We start from the raw sequence: 20111 nt of genomic DNA on the forward strand, positions 1-20111 counted from the left end.
CACCTCCGTCTCCGATGATTAATGCCTTGCATGGTCTATCGTCTGTTCCAAAATGTTCATGACATGTTCATCATCATGGGAGTAATAAATACTTGTTTTTTCTCTTCTGTATTTTACCAGCCGTAAGTTTTTTAAGGTTCGAAGCTGGTGGGATACGGTCGATTGCTGCAATTGCAATTTGCTCGCAATTTCACTGACCGAAAATTCCCGTTCGGAGAGCAAATGCAAAATCCGAATCCTTGTCGGATCTCCCAAGGCTTTAAATATCTGGGAAACCGTCAGCAGAGTCGCTTCGTCCAGTTCGTCTGGAGTTTGATTATTCAGTTGGTCGTTCATAACATTCACATCCATTATTGTTATATGAGCATATGTTCATGTATTAATTCCAATGTATGAAAGTTCCTCTGTTTTGTCAAGAATAGGCATCTATAAAAATTGGATTCCAAACATTACCTCTCTAATGTTTGGCAGCAATTGGATTCGATCCATTGAAAATGCCCGGAAGTTTTGCTATATTAGCTGTAGTTTAAATTTTTTCCTGCAGTTTTAGCTCACATGCCTATATTTTTTCATACATTAGTAAAGGGTGATTATTGAATGGCTTATGTAATTACAGCTCCATGTATCGGCGAAAAGTTCGCCGAATGTGTCGATGTTTGTCCTGTCGATTGTATCGATGAAGGAGAAGAAATGTTCTTTATCGACCCGGACATTTGCATCGACTGCGGTGCATGCCAGGCCGTTTGTCCTGTTGAAGCAATCTACCACGAGGAAGAACTGCTTCCTGAGGATAACATATACTTAGACAAGGCAAAGGAATTTTTTGCATCCAAATAAGCTTTATCTTTACATGTAAAACAAGGGCAAAGAGTGACTCACTCTTTTTGTCCTTGTTTTATTTTTTGCGCACATTTCCTTATGCCGAAATCACTCCGTCCTGACCTTTACGATATACATAAACGTCCTATAGGCAGGCTTTTTTTAGACACAAAATGTTTCTTGCGCCTATACACAAAGTGATCAGCTGAATAGAATGAAAAAGAAAAGCGCATCCGGGAGAGAGGAGGATAGTGATGTCTAAAGATAAAAAGAGTAAAGTCATTCACGTTGAGAACCTGGTGATTCATGCAAAAAATGTGGATTTCATTCGCGATCACCGCCGGGATGAGGATGGTCATGAAGAGCATAGAAGAGATCCATGGGAGTTCCTCTGGGGAAGACCCCGGCCACAAGTTCATGGGGAAGAAAGCAGCAGCAGCTCCAGCGGAAAAGAAGATCATCATTCCGATTAGAGTGAAGGATATTCATGGGTAATACACCTGGATTCAAATATAGATTGTGAATCAAGTATGATGTGACCCAACGGCTTTTGGCTACTCCATATAAGAGGTGATTTAATTGTTTGGATATGGCGGTTACGGCGGCTGCGGTTACGGCAGGTTTGGACACGGGGGATTTGCGCTCATTGTCGTTTTGTTCATCCTGCTGATTATTATCGGAGCAGTTTGCTACTACTAAATAAAAAAGCATCATCCCGGCATCCAATCGGATCGCCGGGATGATTGTGTTATCTCTCAAGTTTGGGTTGAATAAAGGCCCGGAAGCGATCCGGCTCATCCAGGCGGATCGCGGCCTTCTTATATGATTTGCTAAATCCCATGAAAAGTTGGGCTTTCAGGGGTTTTTTTAATTCTATGATACAATGCGGAGGAAGCTTCTCAAAATCTTGTGCGATAAAAGAAATGGTTTCTTTTGTGTGAAGCTTTTCGTCTGCAGCTTCCTTCCCCCATGTTATCCGAGAAATTTCTTCTATTGGGATTACCATTCTTTTTCCAATCCCCATGGATATGTACAGTTGATTTTCTTTTATAGTAAGAGGGTTCAAACGGACAGCTTGGATATCGCCAATGAAAAAGAGAACGGTATACATGTTCAGTACAAGCATAATCACTGAAATGATCACTGACATTTCATGGATCAGCCAATGAATGGCTGCTGTTTCGATGATAATTGCGTGAATCAGCATAATATAAAAAGCGATGTGGCTGGAATTTTTATGAAGGGAAAAATACGTCTCTCCAGTGGGCGGCCTCTTTTTCCATGAGGCCAATGCGTAATAAAGCATGACACATTCCGCTGCAAAAATTTGCAATACGACATATTTTCCCACTCTTTTTTCTACAGCTTTAGAAAGGGAAAATAACAGGCTCTCATCTTGTGATTGAATCCAGCGGATAATGCCGGGAAGACGCCATGCCAATAACAGAATAAGGCCCAGCTCTGCCAATAAAATCAGTGCTTCCAGGCCGATGGCTGCAATGGGGATATACGTAAATGGCTCAAAGTAAATACTGGGAATGAGAATTCTGGCAAAGACAAGCCCGCTGACCATTAACGTAATAAATGACTTCACCGTAACCTTCTTTCCTCTTCTCAAAAACAGGATGAGGAGCGGTGCAACGACAGCCAGGTCAATCAGTGAACCAACAACAACCCAATGGTCTTCACCGGAAAGTACCAATGGAGTAATTGGTGTCCGGTAAAGCACAAGGTTGGAGAACAGGACAAGTGCCAACAGAAAAAGTAAAATGTAAAAGCGGCGATCTCTTTGAATGACAGTCATGGAAGACCTCCCCTTCTCTTTTTCTTTAATCTTACCACGATAAAAGTCCCGCCGGCCGGCAGGACTTCTTTTAAATATTTAAATTTTGTGGCAAAATTTTCTTAAAAACCTGTAAATCCGCCAAATAATGGAATTAATAGGGAAATAATGAGATTCATCCAATCAAAGAACAACAATATTCCCATGATAACCATTAATATGCCGCCTATTTTCATGATGCGCTGACTGTGCTTTTTCAAGAAGGTCATGCGGTCCAAAAACAGGGACATCAGAATAAACGGGATTGAAAATCCAAGAACATATACGCCCATATACATCATTCCCATTCCTGGATTTGCCGCTACAAGAGCGATTACTCCCATTAAAATCGGACCTGTACATGGTGTCCATCCCGCAGCAAAAGCTATCCCGATCAAAACAGAACCAAAATACCCGGCAGGCCTGTTTCGAAATTGAATCTTCTTGTCCATATTCAAAAAATTAAATTCAAGAATACCTGCCAATACCAAGCCAAAAAATACCAATATAATGGCTCCTGCTTGCCTCAACAGATCCTGATATCGGACAAACAGGTCTTGGAAAACAGTAGAAGATAATCCCAGCGCCAAGAATATAATAGAAAATCCAACGAGAAACAAAATCGTATGAATAAAAGCTTTTGTCTTGAAAATCCCTCGTTTTTCTTTGATCTCATTAACTGTCATTCCTGTGATATATGACAAAAATGCAGGATATAAAGGTAGGGCACAAGGGGATATAAATGATAAGAATCCAGCCCCAAAAGCAAGAAACAAATTGACTTGCTGCATTTTTCACCACCAGCCTCATTTACTATGATATACATCCACCATATCAAATACAACCGACGTGATTGTAAAGGATCTGTGCCATTTTATTGAATTAAATGAAACAATAGAGCCATCTGATCCGTATGACTAGATAACATGAATGAAAAGGAGCCATTCTTATGCAACATCGATTAACGGTATATTTGGAAACATATGAGATCATGCGTAAGAAAATGAAATGGGTATCGGATCCAAAATTTGTTATGACAGCAGCTTCGTTTTATGCGATGAACGAAAAACCTTTTGATATAAGCCGGTATTGGAATCTGGCAGAAAGCATAAAAAAGCAGGCCGGCCTTTTTTCTCTGATCCGTTCGGAATCCAGATATATTACGGCCGCAATGCTCGATGTCAGTTTCGATCAACCCGAAACGATGATTCCCGTATTTTTTAGTGCCTATGATGACCTGATTGATGCAAAGTTTCAGAGAAGTATTTTTACGTATATCGCTGCAGCCGTCCTAATGAAGCAAACAGGTTCAGAACCTGACACATACCGCCCTGCCATTCAGAAAGCAAAACAGATTTATGATGGGATGAAAAAGGAACACCGGATAATAACCTCAGCCGAAGATTACCCGCTGGCCGTGCTGCTCGCTTCGAAAGGTCCCGGAAATGTCATCGAACGGAATGAACGATTCTATGAACATCTGAATCGCTTCGGTTTCCAAAAAGGAAACCATCTGCAAATGCTGAGTCATATTTTAACGTTGGATGAAGAAAATCATCCGGACGTTCTAATCAATCGAACGATTCAAGTATTTGATTCCTTCAAAGAAGCTGGAATAAAACAAAAAACCCTGTTTTATCCTATCATGGGCATGCTCGCCATGATTCCTCCTTCGGAATTGGATATGAAGCATGTAGCCTGGATCTATGAACAACTAAATCAGACCAAACCATTTAAATGGCAAAAAGATTTAAATACCACGCTTGCTGCAAGTTTTTTCGTAAAAGACCGCTTAGAAAACTCGTCTCTCATTGAAACGAGCCTAAACACAACCATCGAAACGATCTTGCAGGCACAGCAGGCTGCCGTTACAGCAGCAATCACAGCTTCCGCCTCAACTAGCGGATCCGGGGATTAAGGGCTCTCTGTGTAAGAGGAATTTATCTATTTTAGGTCAATGTTTATTGCACTGATGACGATTCAGCTTGTGTGATCAGCACTCTCTTTTCCAGGAAAGGCTTGTATTTACCTTTTTCTCGCACGTTATGATCCTTCGTTTGTGTCATGCTTCCTTTTATTTTTTTTGAATTCGGGTGTGGATATATTGCGGATACATGAGAGGTTGCAAGGAGACTCTGCTTTATATATATCTGGGGGCTATCGGTCCCCGATACGGGGTATTCCCCAGGTGACAGCATGGAGAAACAGCCTGTACAAAACAGACTGTTTTAGGCTGACATGTTTCTGCAGATTTCTGCACACTTCAGGCAGGCCTCTGCACATTTTTGGCAATGGTCATGATTATGTTTTCTGCATTCATTACTGCAGGCCTCGCAAACCTCTGCGCAAAGATTACAAATATCTTCCGCAAACGGACTGTTGGCCTGAATCGCTTTTGCAGTAAATGCACAGATATCGGCACACTCCCGATCCAAACGGATGCATTCTGTCATCATGTGTACATCTGTTTCCTGCAAACAGGCATCAAAGCAATGATTGCATGCCTCCATGCACTCCAGACATGCCTGTATACACTCTTCATAAACTGCATTCATGAGATGACCTCCTTTATCCGGATATGATTCATGTTCCCTGCCATTATTTGATCTAAACAACATGGAAGTCAGCTACCCTCTTTTGTATAATAATGGTCAGTGAGCAATAAGAATTTTTCACAAAGGAAGTGCATCAGCCATTTCAACTGAATTTCAATACAAACCCGCTATTCATTTCAGCGGTGTTGATTACTCAATTGGCGGGACAACAATTTTGAAAGACGTGACCGGATCCTTTCCTGATGGTAAAATCACGACATTGGCCGGGCCTTCCGGGGCCGGAAAAACAACTCTGCTCAAGCTATGCAATGGTTTGCTTTCCCCTGCGGCCGGAAAGATTTTTGTTCATGACAAACCGATTCATAAGGTAAACCCTATTGATTTGAGGCGTGAAGTGGGGATCGCCTTACAAAATGCCCCGATGGTCAAAGGCAGTGTATACCAAAATTTATCCCTTCCTTTGGAACTTGCCGGAAAACAGCTGTCAGAACAGGAAGCAGCCTCTTTTTTGGAGGATGTCGGGTTGGAAGATTCATTTTTACATAGGGACAGCAAAGACCTCTCCGGTGGACAGAGACAAAAAGTATCGATTGCCAGGACATTGGTCAACAGCCCTCGTATTTTATTGCTGGATGAAATCACCGCTTCGCTGGATCAGACCTCTTCCAGGGAAATAGAACAGCTGATTGTCAACATCAATAAACGTTACCATGTGACAATGATCTGGATTACACACAACTTGGAACAGGCACGTACGATCGGACATTATACGTGGGTCATGATGGGCGGCAGAGTTGTAGAAACTGGAGAAAGCAGCCTGCTCGAGTCACCGAAAACAGAAGAAGTCAGGCGCTTTGTGGAGGGGGGATTGTCATGAGTTTTACAGCTTTGGCATTAACACTGGTATTCGTCCTCATCCCTCTGATCTTATCAAAGACGCTCAAGCTGGGGTTGGAGAAAGATACCATCATTGCAACGGTACGATCCATCATCCAACTGTTAATCGTCGGTTATATTTTAAAATTCGTATTTGATTCCAAACATATGATTTATGTATTGCTAATGGTCTTACTGATGATCGGAGCAGCGGTTGAAAATGTCCGAAAAAAAGGGCTGTTCATTCAAGGAATTACCTGGAAAGTAGCTATCACTATTATATTTATTGAAATTCTTACCCAAGGAATTTTAATCGGACTGAACATTACACCGCCCACTGCTCAATATGTCATACCGATCAGCGGTATGGTTATCGGAAATGCTATGGTTTTGTCAATCTTATTTTTAAATCGGTTCACAGCTGAAATTGAAGCTCATGAAGATCAGATGGAGTTAATTTTATCGCTTGGCGGAACCCCTAAACAGGCGGTGCACAGGCAATTAATTTCTTCCATTAAAGCAAGTATGATTCCAACAATAGAAAGCCAAAAAACGATGGGACTTGTTCAATTACCGGGAATGATGAGCGGGCAGATTATTGCGGGTGCAGACCCGATCCAAGCTGTTATGTTTCAACTGCTGATTGTCTTTCTGTTATTGACAACAGCTGCCGTCTCCAGCGTCATGCTCGGATTCCTCTCTTACCCGTCTATTTTCAATGACCGGATGCAGCTGCTGTCTCTGAAAAAATAAATAACATGGCGAGGAGAGCGTATCATATGGAGAAAGTCTTCATTGTGCTGGCCGCCGCAGTCCAGCTTTCCATTTTTGGAGGTATCCTATATCTCCTCTTTAAATACGGCAAGCCGAGGTTTGTAAAGAAAATACATTATGTATATAAACATTTTGGCAACAAGTTAAAGGTCTCTTATAAAAAATTTCACGGATTTAACTATTACTATTTCCGCGTGAAGAAAGATGAAACGGTATCCGTCAGGTATAACGTTACTGTGGAGGAAGGCTCCCTGACCCTGGAATGGAGAGACAGCAAGTCCCTGCTTTTCAGCAAAACTTTTCATGAAAACGATGATGGTGAATTTACCTTTACTGCCAAGAAGAAACTGCACTCCTTAAAATTGGAAGCTGACCATTCCAGGGGAGGCTGCAGGATCGAGCTGATCCGGAAATCTGCTTAAAGGCCACAGTTTGATGGCCTTTTTCTTGTTGTGCTTATCATACATTTGCATTAATATGACTATATGAACATATAAACATATTAATGCGAGGGATAAAGATGTACGAAACCATTATTATTGGCGCCGGTCAAGCGGGTTTAGCTGTTGGGTATTATTTACAGAAAACAGGGCAAAATTTTTTACTCATCGATAAGGCCAAGGAAATCGGCAAACAGTGGAAGAATCGATATGACTCATTAGTTTTATTTACTCCCCGAAAGTATAGCTCTCTGCCGGGTCTTAAGTTGGAAGGAGAGGAACATGGTTTCCCTTCGAAAGATGAAATTGCCGTTTATTTGCAGGCTTATGGAGAAACCTTTAATTTGCCGATCCAATTAAACGAGGAAGTTATTCAAATAGTAAAAGACGGTGAAGTTTTTATCATCAGAACGAACCGAAATGAATACAGATCCAAAAATGTGGTTATAGCCACAGGCCCTTTTCAGACACCAAATACCCCTCCATGGTCACAAGAACTTGCTGCTTCCGTAAACCAGCTTCATTCATCCCGATATAAAAATCCTGGTCAATTGGCCGAAGGAAACGTATTAGTGGTCGGGGGCGGCAATAGCGGAGCACAGATAGCAGTAGAACTATCCAAAGAACGCGAAACGTATTTAGCTATAAGTAAGTCACTCCATTACCTGCCTTTACGCATAGGGCAAAGGAGTATTTTTTGGTGGTTTGACCAATTGGGAATCCTACAGGCAAGCAGCCATTCATTCCTTGGAAAACTGATTCAAAAGAAGGGGGATCCCATTTTTGGTTTTGAATTAAAACAGGCGATCAGGCAAAAAAAAGTAGCAGTCATTCGTAAAGTCATCGGCGCCCGGAAGAAGCAGGTAATTTGTGAAGATCGATCTGTATTGGAAGTAAACAATATCATTTGGGCAACGGGATTCCGGACGGAATATCCCTGGCTGCAAGTCCAGGGAGTACTAAATATAGAAGGAAAAGTCTTGCATCATCGGGGACAAACCAACATTGACGGATTATTTTTTATAGGCCTTCCTTGGCAGTACCGCCGAGGATCTGCTTTATTACAGGGCGTCGGTGAGGATGCAAAATATATTGCCAGCCAAATCATTGAGCGGCTTCGGCAGTAAATGAGCCGGGACGAAAGAGGTTTAGTATAGAAAAACTGTACAAATGCCGGTAAGTGAATATCAGCCGCTCCGAAAAGTTATATATTCTTTTTACGCGGGCGGCTGTTGAGTACTGCCACACTGCGGGTCTCACCGAGGCCTGTACTCCGGCAGGAGTCTGCCTCTTATGCAGTATTAACTTTTTATTCTTTCCCTGGCGTCCCGGCTTCCACCAGTATCATGAGTCAGCTCTCAACTTTCTTGCTTTTTCTTTTCCTGACAGGATAAGATTGACTGACAAACTCTATTTCCTTGATGCCATAACATTTATTGACGTAAACAGCCATCACGAACAGGACATTTGCCAACAAATGAGTGTAGTCAAAAAGGATTTTGGGAACTTCTTGTTCCAGACTGACCTGATGAAGAGCGCGGACAGACTTCTTCGCTTCACTCCTGCATGTATGGAGTACACATGCAGCTGTTTTCCCTTGCGGCAAAACAAACTTTTCAATCTCGTCTTTTACTTCTGCCACATAAAAATCGTACATATCACTCAATCGGTTAACATCTTCTTCTGAAATCGCAAGCTTGCCACGTACCGATCCATTTAAGTGGTAAACCATGGGAAGTAAATACATGAGATCTTCATGCACTTCCTCGATATCTTCCGTTAAAGAGGCTGCCAGTCCGATTCGAGTTGTCAGCGAATCCGTTCTAATTTCAAAATCGACTGTGGATGCTGACTCACGCATATATGGATAACAAAGAAATCTCAGATCTTTTTTTGCCAACGTTCATCTCTCCTTTTCATTCAAAAAAAACCAAGCTACACGCTACTAAGCCCAGTGTAACACAGAATCCTCCCAGTCTATTGTATGTAAAATAAAAAAGCCCCTGCTGGAGCTTTTGACCGGTCTAATTAGGTTCCACATGCACATGCACATCGATGACTTGGTGCTCATCCATTAAAACATTCTCCACACGATCGGAAATTTGATGTGCAGCCTGGATACCCAATTTAGAATTGACAAGGATTACCACGTCGACAACAGAATTACTGCCATACCTTCTGGCGCGGATATCTTTAATCCCCTTTACTCCCGGGATTTCCAAAATTGACTCTTTATATGAAGCCAACTTCTCTTCATCGTATCCATCCGTCAAATCCATAGAGGCATCCCTGAATATTCCCCACGCTGTTTTACAAATGAGCAATCCGACGACAAGCGCCGTGACGGGGTCCAGCCAAGGCAAGCCGAATTGGGAACCAATAATTCCAATCGCTGTTCCCACACTTACCAGAGCATCTGATAAGTTATCCTTTGCAGCTGCTGTTACAGCCTGACTGTTAATTTTCTTTCCAAGCCTGTTATTATATCTGAACACCAAATACATAATGCCTGCAGAAAATATTGCCGTCCAGGCGGAGATTAAATCAGGAGATTGCTGATTGGACTCGAAAACAGAAATAACTGCATCATACAGTACTTGCAGGCCTACAACCATCATAATGAATGAGGCGATCATCGCTGCAATGGTTTCGGCTTTCCAATGACCGTACGGATGATTGTGATCAGCTGGTTTTTGGGATAATCTCAGTCCGATCAAGACAGCAATTGATGCCACAATGTCCGTAGCATTATTCAAGCCGTCAGCTTTTAATGCAGTTGAATCAGATAAATCAGCAATAACGAGCTTTACCGCTGATAAAACGATATAAGCAGCAATGCTGAGAATGGCTCCGCGCTCCCCCATTTTCAGTTCTTTGGCTCTTGATTGTTCCATTCATGTCCCTCCACGAAGCTCAGTACATTCTATCATAACAACCGAATGCAAGTGGGTCTACAGCAACCTTGTTGGAAGCAGCCTGTATTGTAAGGGGGAGGAAAGAGTGTTTGCCAAGGTCAAAATTCCTCAGGTACCGTCGATTTACCATGTTCTTCTTTCTGCTCTATTTGCTTTATCAGAGCGAGCCGCTCGCTGATCCGTCTTTTTCGATAAAGCATCATACCGGCTTCTGACAGATCTTCAATTGCCGAGCGATTAATCAATGCACCGAAGACAAGACCAGCAACCGGGACCATTTGAAACATCTTTTTCCATCCGAATTGATCGCGATAAGTAATAACAACCTCGCGCCATCCCTGCAATTCGGACATGATATTTCTATGAGCATCATCATCTTTTGCATTCATGACAGACAATTGCTCTAAGATTTCTTTCTTACCTACTATGTCCGATGAAACGAATTGAAGTACTTTTACAATGAACAGCCTCTCCTCTTTGTCATTGGGGTCATATCCATAGCACATGGCAATATCCTGTAAAGTCTTTAATTGAAGTCCCAACAAAAATGGAATATCAATGGTTAAGGTAAGCAATCCGCCGAACCCGGTGCTGGCCCCTTGAACAGTCGCCAGCCTCTTTCGGTTTTTTACGAGTCTATCCACCGCCTCATCCATTTCTTTAATCGTCATAATTTCAAGATCCTGCAGAGTTTCAATGGAGTTATTCGGATAATATGATTGTAATGAGGACATCGAACTTAAATACCTTCCACCTGATTGAATATAATTCCCAAGTTCGTCCAAAATCACTCCTATTTTCTTATGAAGAAAATCAGGGGTGAGTTTGTCCAGAATTTTAAACGGCAGGCGCCCAATTTTATCCCAAACAGGTGATTTTTTTTGATCCTTTTCCCATTCCTGGCTCTTTTTCAGCTCCAACTGCAGTTGTTCCGCGGTTTCCATCATATGAGTCGAGTCCTTCCTTTATATATTTTTTTTAATAAACTCCTTGCTTACTCATACGGTTGTACATGGCCATTGGTTTCTTTATACAATCCAAGCGAAACTTCCTGCGGCCTGTAATATTTTATTTTCCCTTTTTCAACCCATACCAATCATTTAAACAACTATTCCGACGGACTACTGCCTTCACGGCGACCTGCTGACTATATGATTTGTACTTCCATGAAATAAAAAAATGGACCAGCTGTTAAAAACTGGTCCATTTCTTTCTATAGACATGCATTACACATGAGCAGCAGCATTATTTTTGTTATAAAACTCAACAAAATTTTGCACGACCTGATCAAGGAAAGCAACTGTTCCTTCATCTGTAATTTCGCCAGCCTCGTTTATTTTTTCATGAATGGAGCCGATGTAAACTTCATTGTTCGGAAGCAGAACAGGTGCCAAACTAGGGTTAGAAAGGATTTCTCTCAACTGGATTTGTGCACGTACAGTTCCCAAAACTCCCATAGAAGCTCCAACGATGAAGCCCGGTTTGCCTTGAAGCGGCAAGTCACCGCCGCGTGAGAGCCAGTCAAGTGCATTTTTCAGTGCACCCGGGATGGAGTAGTTATACTCCGGTACAGCGAACAATACAGCATCGGAATCTTTGATTTCTTCTTTGAAGTATTGAACATTTTTTGATGGATTGTTTTCTATATCAACGGAATACAGTTCAAGGTCATTGACAAAGACCGGAGTGATCTCCAGTTGATCCGCGTAGCGGTTCTTCATAAATTCAACAACTTTTAAGTTAAATGAGTTTGTGCTTGTACTTCCAATGATTGCTTTTACTTGAATAGCCAATTTCCTACATCTCCTCTTTATGTTGATCTTGTTGTTTATTTTATAGGGGGAAAAATCAGGTAAACTTTCCCTCTCTATAATCTTTATAGGCTTGTGCGATTTCTTCCTCGGAGTTCATCACGAAAGGTCCGCGGGCTGCAATCTTTTCATTGACAGGCTTCCCTGCATACAACATGACATGCAATTCTTCATCGGCGCGGATCAGGACTTCACTCATTTGAGCATCTTTTCCACGTTCAAGCCAAAGAACCTGACCTTTCCTTCCTTCCGTTTTACTGCTTCCGAAGATGCCGCTCCCCTTTAATATATAGAGAAACCCGTTATACTCACCGGGTAAATCCTGGGTAATACTTCGCCCGGGTTCAAGGGTAATGTCGACCATTGTTACCGGCACATAATTTTTTGTATCGGCTTTTTTCCCATATGATGAACCTGAGAAAATCCGAACAGTCGCCCCATCCTCTTGACGGACAGGCATGTCCTTCCCGCGCAAATTTTGATAACGCGGTTCCGTCATTTTTTTGTCACTTGGAAGATTAATCCACAGCTGCAGGGAATGAACAGTTTCGCCAACCGCCGGTTCTTCCGCATGGATAATGCCCCTCCCTGCAGTCATCCATTGGACATCACCAGCCATAAGCTCTTCCTGATTTCCCTTATTATCTATGTGTTCAAGCCGCCCATTGACCACAAACGTAACGGTTTCGATTCCGCGGTGAGGGTGCATGCCAAACGTCCCCCGCTTAAAAAAGTCTTCCGCCATAATGAGAAATGGATCCGCAACCTCCCAATTACCAGGTTCTATAACAAAACCCGCTTGATGGTTCGGTGAGTTTTCCCGGTATTCCACGGGACGAACGCTTCTGATTCCTCTGGAGAAAACTTGATTTCTGCTGATCATGAACCCCCCTTTCCAGAACTGGACATGAAATAAGTATTCACATGTGTTATTATGTAATAAACAGGTGACAAAAGGAAGTACGCACTTTAAAGTGCCATAGTATCCCCAAGGATACTTTGATTAAGGAGGAATTTCGTGGGAATGAAAACCGAAATTTGCAAAGTAAATGAAGCCTTAAATATACTGGTAGGCAAATGGAAACCCGTCATTTTATATCATCTCTTCCACGAAGGCACTTTAAGATTTAGTGAATTGAAGAGATTAATGCCGGAAATCACCCAGAAAATGCTGACCAAACAATTGAGAGAGCTGGAAGATGAGGATATTGTACAAAGAGTCGTTTATCCGCAAGTCCCTCCCAAAGTAGAATATTCCATTACGGAATACGGAAAAAGTCTGGAGCCCGTACTCAATGTCATGCATGAATGGGGTAGTGCTCATGCCAAACATATGAAAGAAAGAAGGTCAAAAGTCTCTTCCTATTAAAAACAAAAAGCCGGATTCCTTCATCTTTTTTTAAGGAATCCGGCTTTGTTATTTAGGGTGATTGTTTGTGAAGATGACAGCCGGGCGTTCATTTGCTTGCAGCCCGAAGAGTTCACCTGATGACTGCTTTTTGAAAAATATCCCCTTGTCCCTCTCTCATAATTCCCCCTTAACATTATGTTATATTTTTCTATTTATATCTTATTAGCCGCACGTTATGTTTAAGAAAAGGTCCCGTTAAATAGATACGGCTTAGATCGATCATTGCCGGCAAAAGCGGTTTTTTCCCATTCTAATTACACGAGAGAGATTGTTCGCTTTCGAATTTTGTAAAATTTTGTAATCTATTCTTTATATTTTGTTATCGTGCTGTTAGAAGGTTGTCATTATTTTCCATTATAATACTGAAATTAGGTGGGGAGTTCCACCTGTCTTGGATATACCAATTTTATTATACTGAGAGAAAGGAGAGAAGCAAGTACATTCGATTAAAAGGCAACCATTTAACGAAGTCTTTACTAAATTCGAAAGGGGCTAGTAATTTGGTTAAAAAAAGAACTCAAAAAAGAAGTGAAACCACAAAAAAATTATTTCCTTATGTAATGTCTACTTCAATGATAACAGCTTCTCTTTTCGCTGTTGGTGGACCGGCGTTCGCAGATGAACAAGATCAGGAACCTACATTTAAAAACCACGGACAACAGGTTTCAACTTTGGCGAGGAGTATTCCCGGATCTCCTGAAAAAGGTAAAATCATGAGAGCTGCAGCGAGCAAAAATTGGAATGAAGACGGAAAAGTTGAAAAGGAAGCACCTGAAGGAGATAACAATGAGGAACAGCCTGGCGACGGTGAAGATGAGCAGACTCCGCCTGCGGATGAAGGAGATGCTGAAGAACAGCCTGGCGATGGTGAAGATGAGCAGACTCCACCAGCGGATGAAGGTAATGAAGATGAACAGCCTGTAGATGATACAGATGAGCAGATTCCGCCTGCGGATGAAGGAGATGCTGAAGAACAGCCTGGCGACGGTGAAGATGAGCAGACTCCGCCTGCGGATGAAGGAGATGCTGAAGAACAGCCTGGCGATGGTGAAGATGAGCAGACTCCGCCTGCGGATGAAGGAGATGCTGAAGAACAGCCTGGTGACGGTGAAGATGAGCAGACTCCGCCTGCGGATGAAGGAGATGCTGAAGAACAGCCTGGTGACGGTGAAGATGAGCAGACTCCGCCTGCGGATGAAGGAGATGCTGAAGAACAGCCTGGCGACGGTGAAGATGAGCAGACTCCGCCTGCGGATGAAGGAGATGCTGAAGAACAGCCTGGTGACGGTGAAGATGAGCAGACTCCGCCTGCGGACGAAGGAGATGCTGAGGAACAGCCTGGCGACGGTGAAGATGAGCAGACTCCACCAGCGGATGAAGGTAATGAAGATGAACAGCCTGTAGATGATACAGATGAGCAGACTCCGCCTGCGGACGAAGGAGATGCTGAGGAACAGCCTGGCGACGGTGAAGATGAGCAGACTCCACCAGCGGATGAAGGTAATGAAGATGAACAGCCTGTAGATGATACAGATGAGCAGACTCCGCCTGCTGATGCTGAATCAGGTGAAGAAGAAGCTGTAGAACAGGACGAACCAGTTGATGATACGGAAAACGGGTCTGAAGACACAGAAAGGCCAGCTGACGATATGATCGATGAGGAACATACGTCAACTGACCCTTCCAGCGATAGTACTATTGTATCAGAAGAACAAGAAACAGTCTATATGTCCCTGTATCAAACATTCGACAATTTAATCGGACACTATGATACGCTGATAGAAGACCATTTCGGTGTTGTTTTGCCGGATGAAGGCAATGAAACAGATGGACAAGCACCCGAAAACGAACCAGCAGCAGATACTCCGGATACTTACACCGAACAAGAACCGGTATCTGGCCCAATGACATCTGATGATACGGCTGATGCCGAAGACTCAGCCAATGAAACGGCTGCCGTCCAAGATCCTGACAATAAAACGGCTAATGTCCAAAGTACTGCTTTAGGTCTAAGTGCAAATATTGTGGATGAAGAACCTCTAATCGAGGCGAGTGTTACCCACGAATCAGCCGATGAGGCCGCTAATGTCCAGGATACAAATGAAGAACCAAATGTTGAAGCCAGTGCTGTACAAGAATCAGCTGATGAGGCTGCCCCGTCTACTGTTTGGGATAAACTCGTAGATTACTATCAACAAGCAGTAACGGCCTACGAATCTTTTGTAGGGTTGTTGAAAAAATAAAACTGTAAAGTTTTGTTAAAGGATGATAAACTCCCCTGAAGGTAAAATCTGTTGCCTTTGGGGGAGCTTTTATCTGTTCTGAGATTGATGACACTCAAACGATAAGCTATATATGGGCAGTCAGCCGGCTTCATTATGGAAGGGGAGATGCTCCTGTACCTTTTTCTTTCTCCTGCAGGAGTCCACCTGACCGCTTATATCTTGGGTCCACTACATGATTATTTTGTCCAAACCAAAAAATAACTCCGGAACAAATCATGAATCGATTGTTACGGAGTATTCATCCATTTACATCGCCTCACCAGGCTCCCGCTTTTTGCGTTTTTCCACAGAAAGAATCCCGAGTTCATGATGATCACCTTCATAAAGAGCACACTGCTCAAACCGGATTTCTCCATTCACGTCTATGACTTCCAGTTTACAGTACGCACGGTTTTTCAATAAAGCCTTATACAGCTCTTCTTTATTTGAAATTGGCATATTATTGCAACTCTGGATAATTTCCCCTGTTTTCAATTCCATTTTGCTTGCAGGTGACCCTGGGATCGTATCCAACACCATGAGTCCTTTGTTGCGGGGGGTGAAATAGTATAATGTGTTGTTTTCCCTGACTCTATGCAAATAAGAGATCAGGGCACGGCCCACAATCGCGATACCGGTAATGATCGGGTAAGTATATTCCGGATAAAAGAAACCGGCTGCAGCCCCTCCAAGAACCACGATTCCCAATAGCTTGACCTTCCTTGCCATCCTTTCTACTGCCTGGCTTGGGAGACAGCTTTGCACCTGATTTTGGAACCCCACCGTAAACGGTATGAACAGAAAGGAATAGGAAGCATTATCCCAATCAAATACAGGCCACCATTCAAAGGGTGGCGGCAGTGGCCCTGCCGGCAACAAAAAGAAAATGGGCAGCATCCATATTCTTTTCACTTGGAGAGCGCCAACTGTCAGTCCCCGTGGACTGGTTCTTAATTTAGGGGAAATATCTTTTAAGCCGTCTTTTTGCATCAGGATGCCTTCCGTTAAAAGAAGGATTCCCAACAATATCGGAAGACTGGTCAGCAGAGGACTGCCCTCAAACAAACCATGAATGTATGGGACCTGCAACTCCAAAGCATCTATTGCATATACAAGCAGGAATGGAACGCCTGCTGTCCAAGCCGGAGAAAGGAGCCTTCCATTGCCGGCTGCTCCCAGTATGATTGTAAAGATCCCTATCAAAACAATCATTTCAAACGGAACAACAAATCCGGTACTAAAGGAGAGAATTGAAAGAATCGCACCTGCCAAAATCCCTGCAGGAAACAACAGTTTCAATTCATGAAAAATATCATTTACTCTAACATGAAAGTCTTTTCGCTCTCTCTTTATTCTAATTAAACCGGCAGCCATCACCAGTATCACTGTAAAATACAAAACGGGATTCAGAAAAAATTTACCCATCACTTTCACCAATTCCAGCAGCCATTCTTGTCCCATCTTCGAGCCTCCCTCTGGAACGTTCATATCTTTTATTCTATCAAAGTTTCCATTGGGTAGGAATGTAAAAATAGACAGAAGAACAAGTCACCATATGACCGCAGAGATGGGCTTACAAATAAAGGAAGGCAGGTCATATGGCCAACTAAAAAAGGCACGGAAGGATCCATCGTGCCTCACGAGATCTATCACTTAATGGTTTTGATTGCCACCTGTAGCTGTAAATCATTCCGCTCGTCCTGGATTTCTTTAATAACCGCTTCTTCCAGCCTTTCAGCTGTTTTCTGATCAATCTTCCCTGTGACCGGTACTTTTTCAATCGACTGGAATGCCCGGACAGCCCGCTCCGTCTGCCCGTCAAAATACCCATCCGTTCTTCCAGGACCATAACCGAGACCGGTCAACAATTCTTGGGCAACTTTGACTTCTTCATTATTCATGTCCCGGGTGAGTTCTTTTTCCAACGTTAAAGACGGGGCATGGAAAAATTCCGGCTGTTTCACTTCAATCGTCGGTTTAATTCCTTTTCCATGAATCCAATGGCCGTCGGGTGTCAGCCATTTAAACATGGTCAGCTTAATGTTGCTGCCATCATCAAGCGGAATCGCCTGCTGTACCGTTCCTTTTCCAAAAGTTTTTACTCCGACCAGATGGTACCCTTCCACTTCATTTAGGGCACCCGCCAGTATTTCCGATGCGGAAGCACTTCCTTCATCAATCAGTACCGTAATCGGATAGGGCTTTCTTTTTTCAAGAGCAGAATAATAAGGGTTTTTCTTACCGCTTCTCTCTTCAATTTGAACGTAGGGTTTTTTGCCCGTTACCAGCTGTTGCAAGATATCTTCCACGCTGGAAAGCATCCCGCCGGGGTTTCCGCGCACATCAATGACCAGCCCGTCCAGTTTTTCTTTTTCCAATGTGTCAAGCTGATCTTTAAATTCTCTTGAAGTACCTTCTGCAAAGGAAGTAATTTCCACATAGCCCACTTGCTTATCCCCATCTTTTTTCATATCGGAAAAAACCGTTACGATGGGGACTTCCTCACGTGTAATCTCTACCTGAAATGGTTTCGTCGCCCCTTTTCTCAGAATTTCCAGTGTGACAACAGTGCCTTCTTCGCCGCGAATTTTGCTCGTGGCCTCATAGAGATCCAGCCCCTCTACGGATTCTCCGTCAATTTTTAAAATTTGATCCTTCGGTTTTAGACCTGCTTTTTCTGCTGGTGTATTTTTAATAGGAGCGACTATGATCAGTTTTCCTTCTTCAATCGTTACCTGTGCTCCGATTCCATCAAATGATGAATCCAGGCTGTCATTAAATTGTTCCGCCGTCTCTGCATCCATATAGACAGAATACGGATCATTCAGCGTCCGGACCATCCCCTGGATTGCCCCCTGTATCAGCTCCTCACCGCCAACTTTCTCCACGTAAGACTTTTGAATCAACTGGAAAACCTGGTCAACCTTTTCAAGGCCATCAGAAGCCATTGTTTGTCGCGGACTGCTTTCAATCAGACTTTCTTCTTTTCTGGATTCTTTCCATTTCATTCCTGCATAGGTTCCGCCAGCCCCTAATAATAAAGAGGAGGCGACTATTAATGCCAGCCATTTCTTTTTCATCGACTTCCCCCTCAACCGGTTACCCTTATTTCAAACTATGCCAGGGGAGGACAAGTTATGAAGAATTTTCAGATTCATGTTACGATATGAACAACATCGATTTTGAAAAGAAATGTGGAAGTAATCATCAGTGCGGGCAAATTAGACGGCCTGTAGAGGCAGTCTTTTTAGGCATTCAGGGAAATTTAGCGACATCATGAGAAGCATTTTTCATATGCTCCATGCCGTTTTCGATGAGATGACCCTGCCTTCCTCTGAAAAATGTTACGAAGGAACGCATTGAGCTTACGCTAGACAAAACCATTGAAAAAAGAAGTAAGAATGATCATCCCTTTGCTAAGAAGTTTATAGGATGACCCCACTGTTTGATTTGGTGGAGCAGGTCTGAATAAATTGCCTGTGTATTTCGTGTTTTCTATACATGTTTAAAAAATGAAAGGCGGTTATGCCATGATTGTTCGAGAGCGGGAAAAAGATTTTGTGATGATTGAGCAGCACCATCATGGAGATGTTTCCGGAAAACTTCTGCACTATTGGAAAGAAAGTCTTTGGAGGGGCGACAAACAGGAGTCAGTGTTCTATGCAGTCCACCAGCATGATTGTGGTTGGAAGTCGGCAGACAAAACGCCGATCTGGAATGATCAGCAGCAAGCGCCGTATACATTTATGGATTTTCCCATGCCGTTAAAGACGCTGATTTACAGATATGGAATCGATGAAATTGCCAGGGAAAATCTGTATGCCGCGCTTTTGTGCAGCAAGCATTACACTCACTTTATGGAGATGGAGAACTCGGAGGAAGCTCAGGATTTCGTAAAAAAAGAAGAGATACGACAAAGAAAATGGTTTAATTCCTTGCCGGACAGCGATCGGAATTTATTTCATTTTCATTTCGGACTTTTGAAGCTATTTGATAACCTGTCCCTGTTTTTATGCCTGAATGAACCAGGCAAAAATGAGCACCCTTTTTACAGGAATGGCATCCCCTTGTCCCCGGCTCTTCATGGTTTTCAACAGGAGAAGCTCGATCTCCATTGGATGGACGAAAACACCTTAGCCGTTGATGAATTTCCATTTGAGCAGGCATTTACGGTGAGTGTAGAGCAAAAAGTAGTGTCTAAATCAGATATCGCCCAAAAAGGATTAATAGAAAGCTACATGGCAGCCCCTATACAAGAAATTTATATTCAATGGATTCCCTTTGCGGAGTGAATGTCGGAGAATAGATGACTGCACTTAAAGCAGCCAATGGCCCTGCCCATAAGGAGTTGTCTTATTGAAGTGAACTGTCCAGGTATTTCCAGTCATATCAGATGGCCGCTTTTCAATGAAAAATTACACAAG

Annotated in this window: 22 protein-coding genes; 11 read left to right on the top strand and 11 right to left on the bottom strand. The window is 42.9% G+C overall.

Annotated elements, in window-relative coordinates; translation table 11 throughout:
• Positions 1–18: 18 nt before the first annotated feature.
• A complete protein-coding gene (locus tag ACFSCZ_RS12965; protein ID WP_380774384.1) occupies positions 19–336 on the bottom strand; it encodes an ArsR/SmtB family transcription factor in 318 nt (105 codons plus the stop codon).
• Between the two features lie 261 nt (positions 337–597).
• On the opposite strand from ACFSCZ_RS12965, the gene ACFSCZ_RS12970 reads away from it, so the two are divergent.
• From ACFSCZ_RS12970 to ACFSCZ_RS12980, 3 genes are all read left to right on the top strand, one after another.
• Positions 598–837: an indolepyruvate ferredoxin oxidoreductase subunit alpha gene (locus tag ACFSCZ_RS12970; RefSeq protein ID WP_380774385.1), complete on the top strand. Its 240-nt coding sequence runs from the start codon at positions 598–600 to the stop codon at positions 835–837.
• Positions 838–1073: 236 nt separating this feature from the next.
• A complete protein-coding gene (locus ACFSCZ_RS12975) occupies positions 1074–1292 on the top strand; it encodes a hypothetical protein (protein WP_380774387.1) in 219 nt (72 codons plus the stop codon).
• A 106-nt stretch (positions 1293–1398) separates the two neighbouring features.
• On the top strand, positions 1399–1518 hold the full coding sequence (locus ACFSCZ_RS12980; RefSeq protein WP_380774388.1) for a YjcZ family sporulation protein: 120 nt from the start codon (positions 1399–1401) through the stop codon (positions 1516–1518).
• Positions 1519–1567: 49 nt separating this feature from the next.
• Here the strand turns inward: ACFSCZ_RS12980 and ACFSCZ_RS12985 are convergent, their stop codons facing one another.
• Positions 1568–2623, bottom strand: coding sequence for a beta-carotene 15,15'-monooxygenase (locus tag ACFSCZ_RS12985; protein WP_380774389.1), 1056 nt, complete (start codon positions 2621–2623; stop codon positions 1568–1570).
• 101 nt (positions 2624–2724) lie between these two features.
• On the bottom strand, positions 2725–3432 hold the full coding sequence (locus tag ACFSCZ_RS12990; RefSeq protein ID WP_380774390.1) for a cytochrome c biogenesis CcdA family protein: 708 nt from the start codon (positions 3430–3432) through the stop codon (positions 2725–2727).
• A gap of 158 nt (positions 3433–3590) precedes the next feature.
• Between ACFSCZ_RS12990 and ACFSCZ_RS12995 the strand changes: the two genes are divergently transcribed.
• Positions 3591–4559 (top strand): DUF4003 family protein, encoded by a 969-nt coding sequence (locus ACFSCZ_RS12995; RefSeq protein ID WP_380774392.1) that lies wholly within the window; start codon positions 3591–3593, stop codon positions 4557–4559.
• Positions 4560–4869: 310 nt separating this feature from the next.
• On the opposite strand, the gene ACFSCZ_RS13000 is transcribed toward ACFSCZ_RS12995, so the two are convergent.
• Positions 4870–5196 carry a four-helix bundle copper-binding protein gene (locus ACFSCZ_RS13000; protein ID WP_380774394.1) on the bottom strand — a complete coding sequence of 109 codons (327 nt, stop codon included), beginning with the start codon at positions 5194–5196 and terminating at the stop codon, positions 4870–4872.
• A 214-nt stretch (positions 5197–5410) separates the two neighbouring features.
• On the opposite strand from ACFSCZ_RS13000, the gene ACFSCZ_RS13005 reads away from it, so the two are divergent.
• The 4 genes from ACFSCZ_RS13005 (at position 5411) to ACFSCZ_RS13020 (ending at position 8413) form a co-directional block, all read left to right on the top strand.
• On the top strand, positions 5411–6073 hold the full coding sequence (locus tag ACFSCZ_RS13005) for an ABC transporter ATP-binding protein (RefSeq protein ID WP_380774396.1): 663 nt from the start codon (positions 5411–5413) through the stop codon (positions 6071–6073).
• Positions 6070–6825 carry an ABC transporter permease gene (locus ACFSCZ_RS13010; protein ID WP_380774397.1) on the top strand — a complete coding sequence of 252 codons (756 nt, stop codon included), beginning with the start codon at positions 6070–6072 and terminating at the stop codon, positions 6823–6825. The genes ACFSCZ_RS13005 and ACFSCZ_RS13010 overlap by 4 nt, the downstream gene beginning before the upstream one ends.
• A 26-nt stretch (positions 6826–6851) precedes the next feature.
• Entirely contained in the window at positions 6852–7268 is a 417-nt protein-coding gene (locus tag ACFSCZ_RS13015; RefSeq protein ID WP_380774399.1) for a hypothetical protein, read from the top strand.
• Between the two features lie 98 nt (positions 7269–7366).
• Positions 7367–8413 carry a flavin-containing monooxygenase gene (locus ACFSCZ_RS13020; RefSeq protein WP_380774400.1) on the top strand — a complete coding sequence of 349 codons (1047 nt, stop codon included), beginning with the start codon at positions 7367–7369 and terminating at the stop codon, positions 8411–8413.
• A 224-nt stretch (positions 8414–8637) separates the two neighbouring features.
• On the opposite strand, the gene ACFSCZ_RS13025 is transcribed toward ACFSCZ_RS13020, so the two are convergent.
• The 5 genes from ACFSCZ_RS13025 to ACFSCZ_RS13045 form a co-directional block, all read right to left on the bottom strand.
• Complete coding sequence (locus ACFSCZ_RS13025; RefSeq protein ID WP_380774443.1) at positions 8638–9147, bottom strand: hypothetical protein; 510 nt, start codon at positions 9145–9147, stop codon at positions 8638–8640.
• 163 nt (positions 9148–9310) lie between these two features.
• Positions 9311–10180, bottom strand: a complete 870-nt coding sequence (locus tag ACFSCZ_RS13030; RefSeq protein ID WP_380774402.1) for a cation diffusion facilitator family transporter — start codon at positions 10178–10180, stop codon at positions 9311–9313.
• 119 nt (positions 10181–10299) lie between these two features.
• Positions 10300–11148 carry an EcsC family protein gene (locus ACFSCZ_RS13035; protein WP_380774404.1) on the bottom strand — a complete coding sequence of 283 codons (849 nt, stop codon included), beginning with the start codon at positions 11146–11148 and terminating at the stop codon, positions 10300–10302.
• Positions 11149–11427: 279 nt separating this feature from the next.
• Positions 11428–11994: an NADPH-dependent FMN reductase gene (locus ACFSCZ_RS13040; protein ID WP_380774406.1), complete on the bottom strand. Its 567-nt coding sequence runs from the start codon at positions 11992–11994 to the stop codon at positions 11428–11430.
• Positions 11995–12049: 55 nt separating this feature from the next.
• The gene (locus ACFSCZ_RS13045) at positions 12050–12895 is read right to left on the bottom strand and encodes a pirin family protein (protein WP_380774407.1); all 846 of its coding nucleotides are present in this window, start codon (positions 12893–12895) and stop codon (positions 12050–12052) included.
• Positions 12896–13036: 141 nt separating this feature from the next.
• Between ACFSCZ_RS13045 and ACFSCZ_RS13050 the strand changes: the two genes are divergently transcribed.
• Together ACFSCZ_RS13050 and ACFSCZ_RS13055 are read left to right on the top strand one after the other, a co-directional pair.
• Positions 13037–13381: a winged helix-turn-helix transcriptional regulator gene (locus ACFSCZ_RS13050; protein ID WP_380774446.1), complete on the top strand. Its 345-nt coding sequence runs from the start codon at positions 13037–13039 to the stop codon at positions 13379–13381.
• A gap of 542 nt (positions 13382–13923) precedes the next feature.
• Positions 13924–15666 carry a hypothetical protein gene (locus tag ACFSCZ_RS13055; RefSeq protein WP_380774409.1) on the top strand — a complete coding sequence of 581 codons (1743 nt, stop codon included), beginning with the start codon at positions 13924–13926 and terminating at the stop codon, positions 15664–15666.
• 288 nt (positions 15667–15954) lie between these two features.
• On the opposite strand, the gene ACFSCZ_RS13060 is transcribed toward ACFSCZ_RS13055, so the two are convergent.
• Both ACFSCZ_RS13060 and ACFSCZ_RS13065 read right to left on the bottom strand, forming a co-directional pair.
• Entirely contained in the window at positions 15955–17148 is a 1194-nt protein-coding gene (locus ACFSCZ_RS13060; protein WP_380774410.1) for a PDZ domain-containing protein, read from the bottom strand.
• Between the two features lie 188 nt (positions 17149–17336).
• Positions 17337–18767, bottom strand: coding sequence for a S41 family peptidase (locus ACFSCZ_RS13065; RefSeq protein WP_380774411.1), 1431 nt, complete (start codon positions 18765–18767; stop codon positions 17337–17339).
• Between the two features lie 450 nt (positions 18768–19217).
• On the opposite strand from ACFSCZ_RS13065, the gene ACFSCZ_RS13070 reads away from it, so the two are divergent.
• Positions 19218–19979 (top strand): DUF3891 family protein, encoded by a 762-nt coding sequence (locus ACFSCZ_RS13070; protein ID WP_380774412.1) that lies wholly within the window; start codon positions 19218–19220, stop codon positions 19977–19979.
• The last annotated feature ends 132 nt before the right edge of the window (positions 19980–20111 follow it).

Source organism: Siminovitchia sediminis (assembly GCF_042680885.1).
Lineage (GTDB): Bacteria > Bacillota > Bacilli > Bacillales > Bacillaceae_C > Siminovitchia > Siminovitchia sediminis.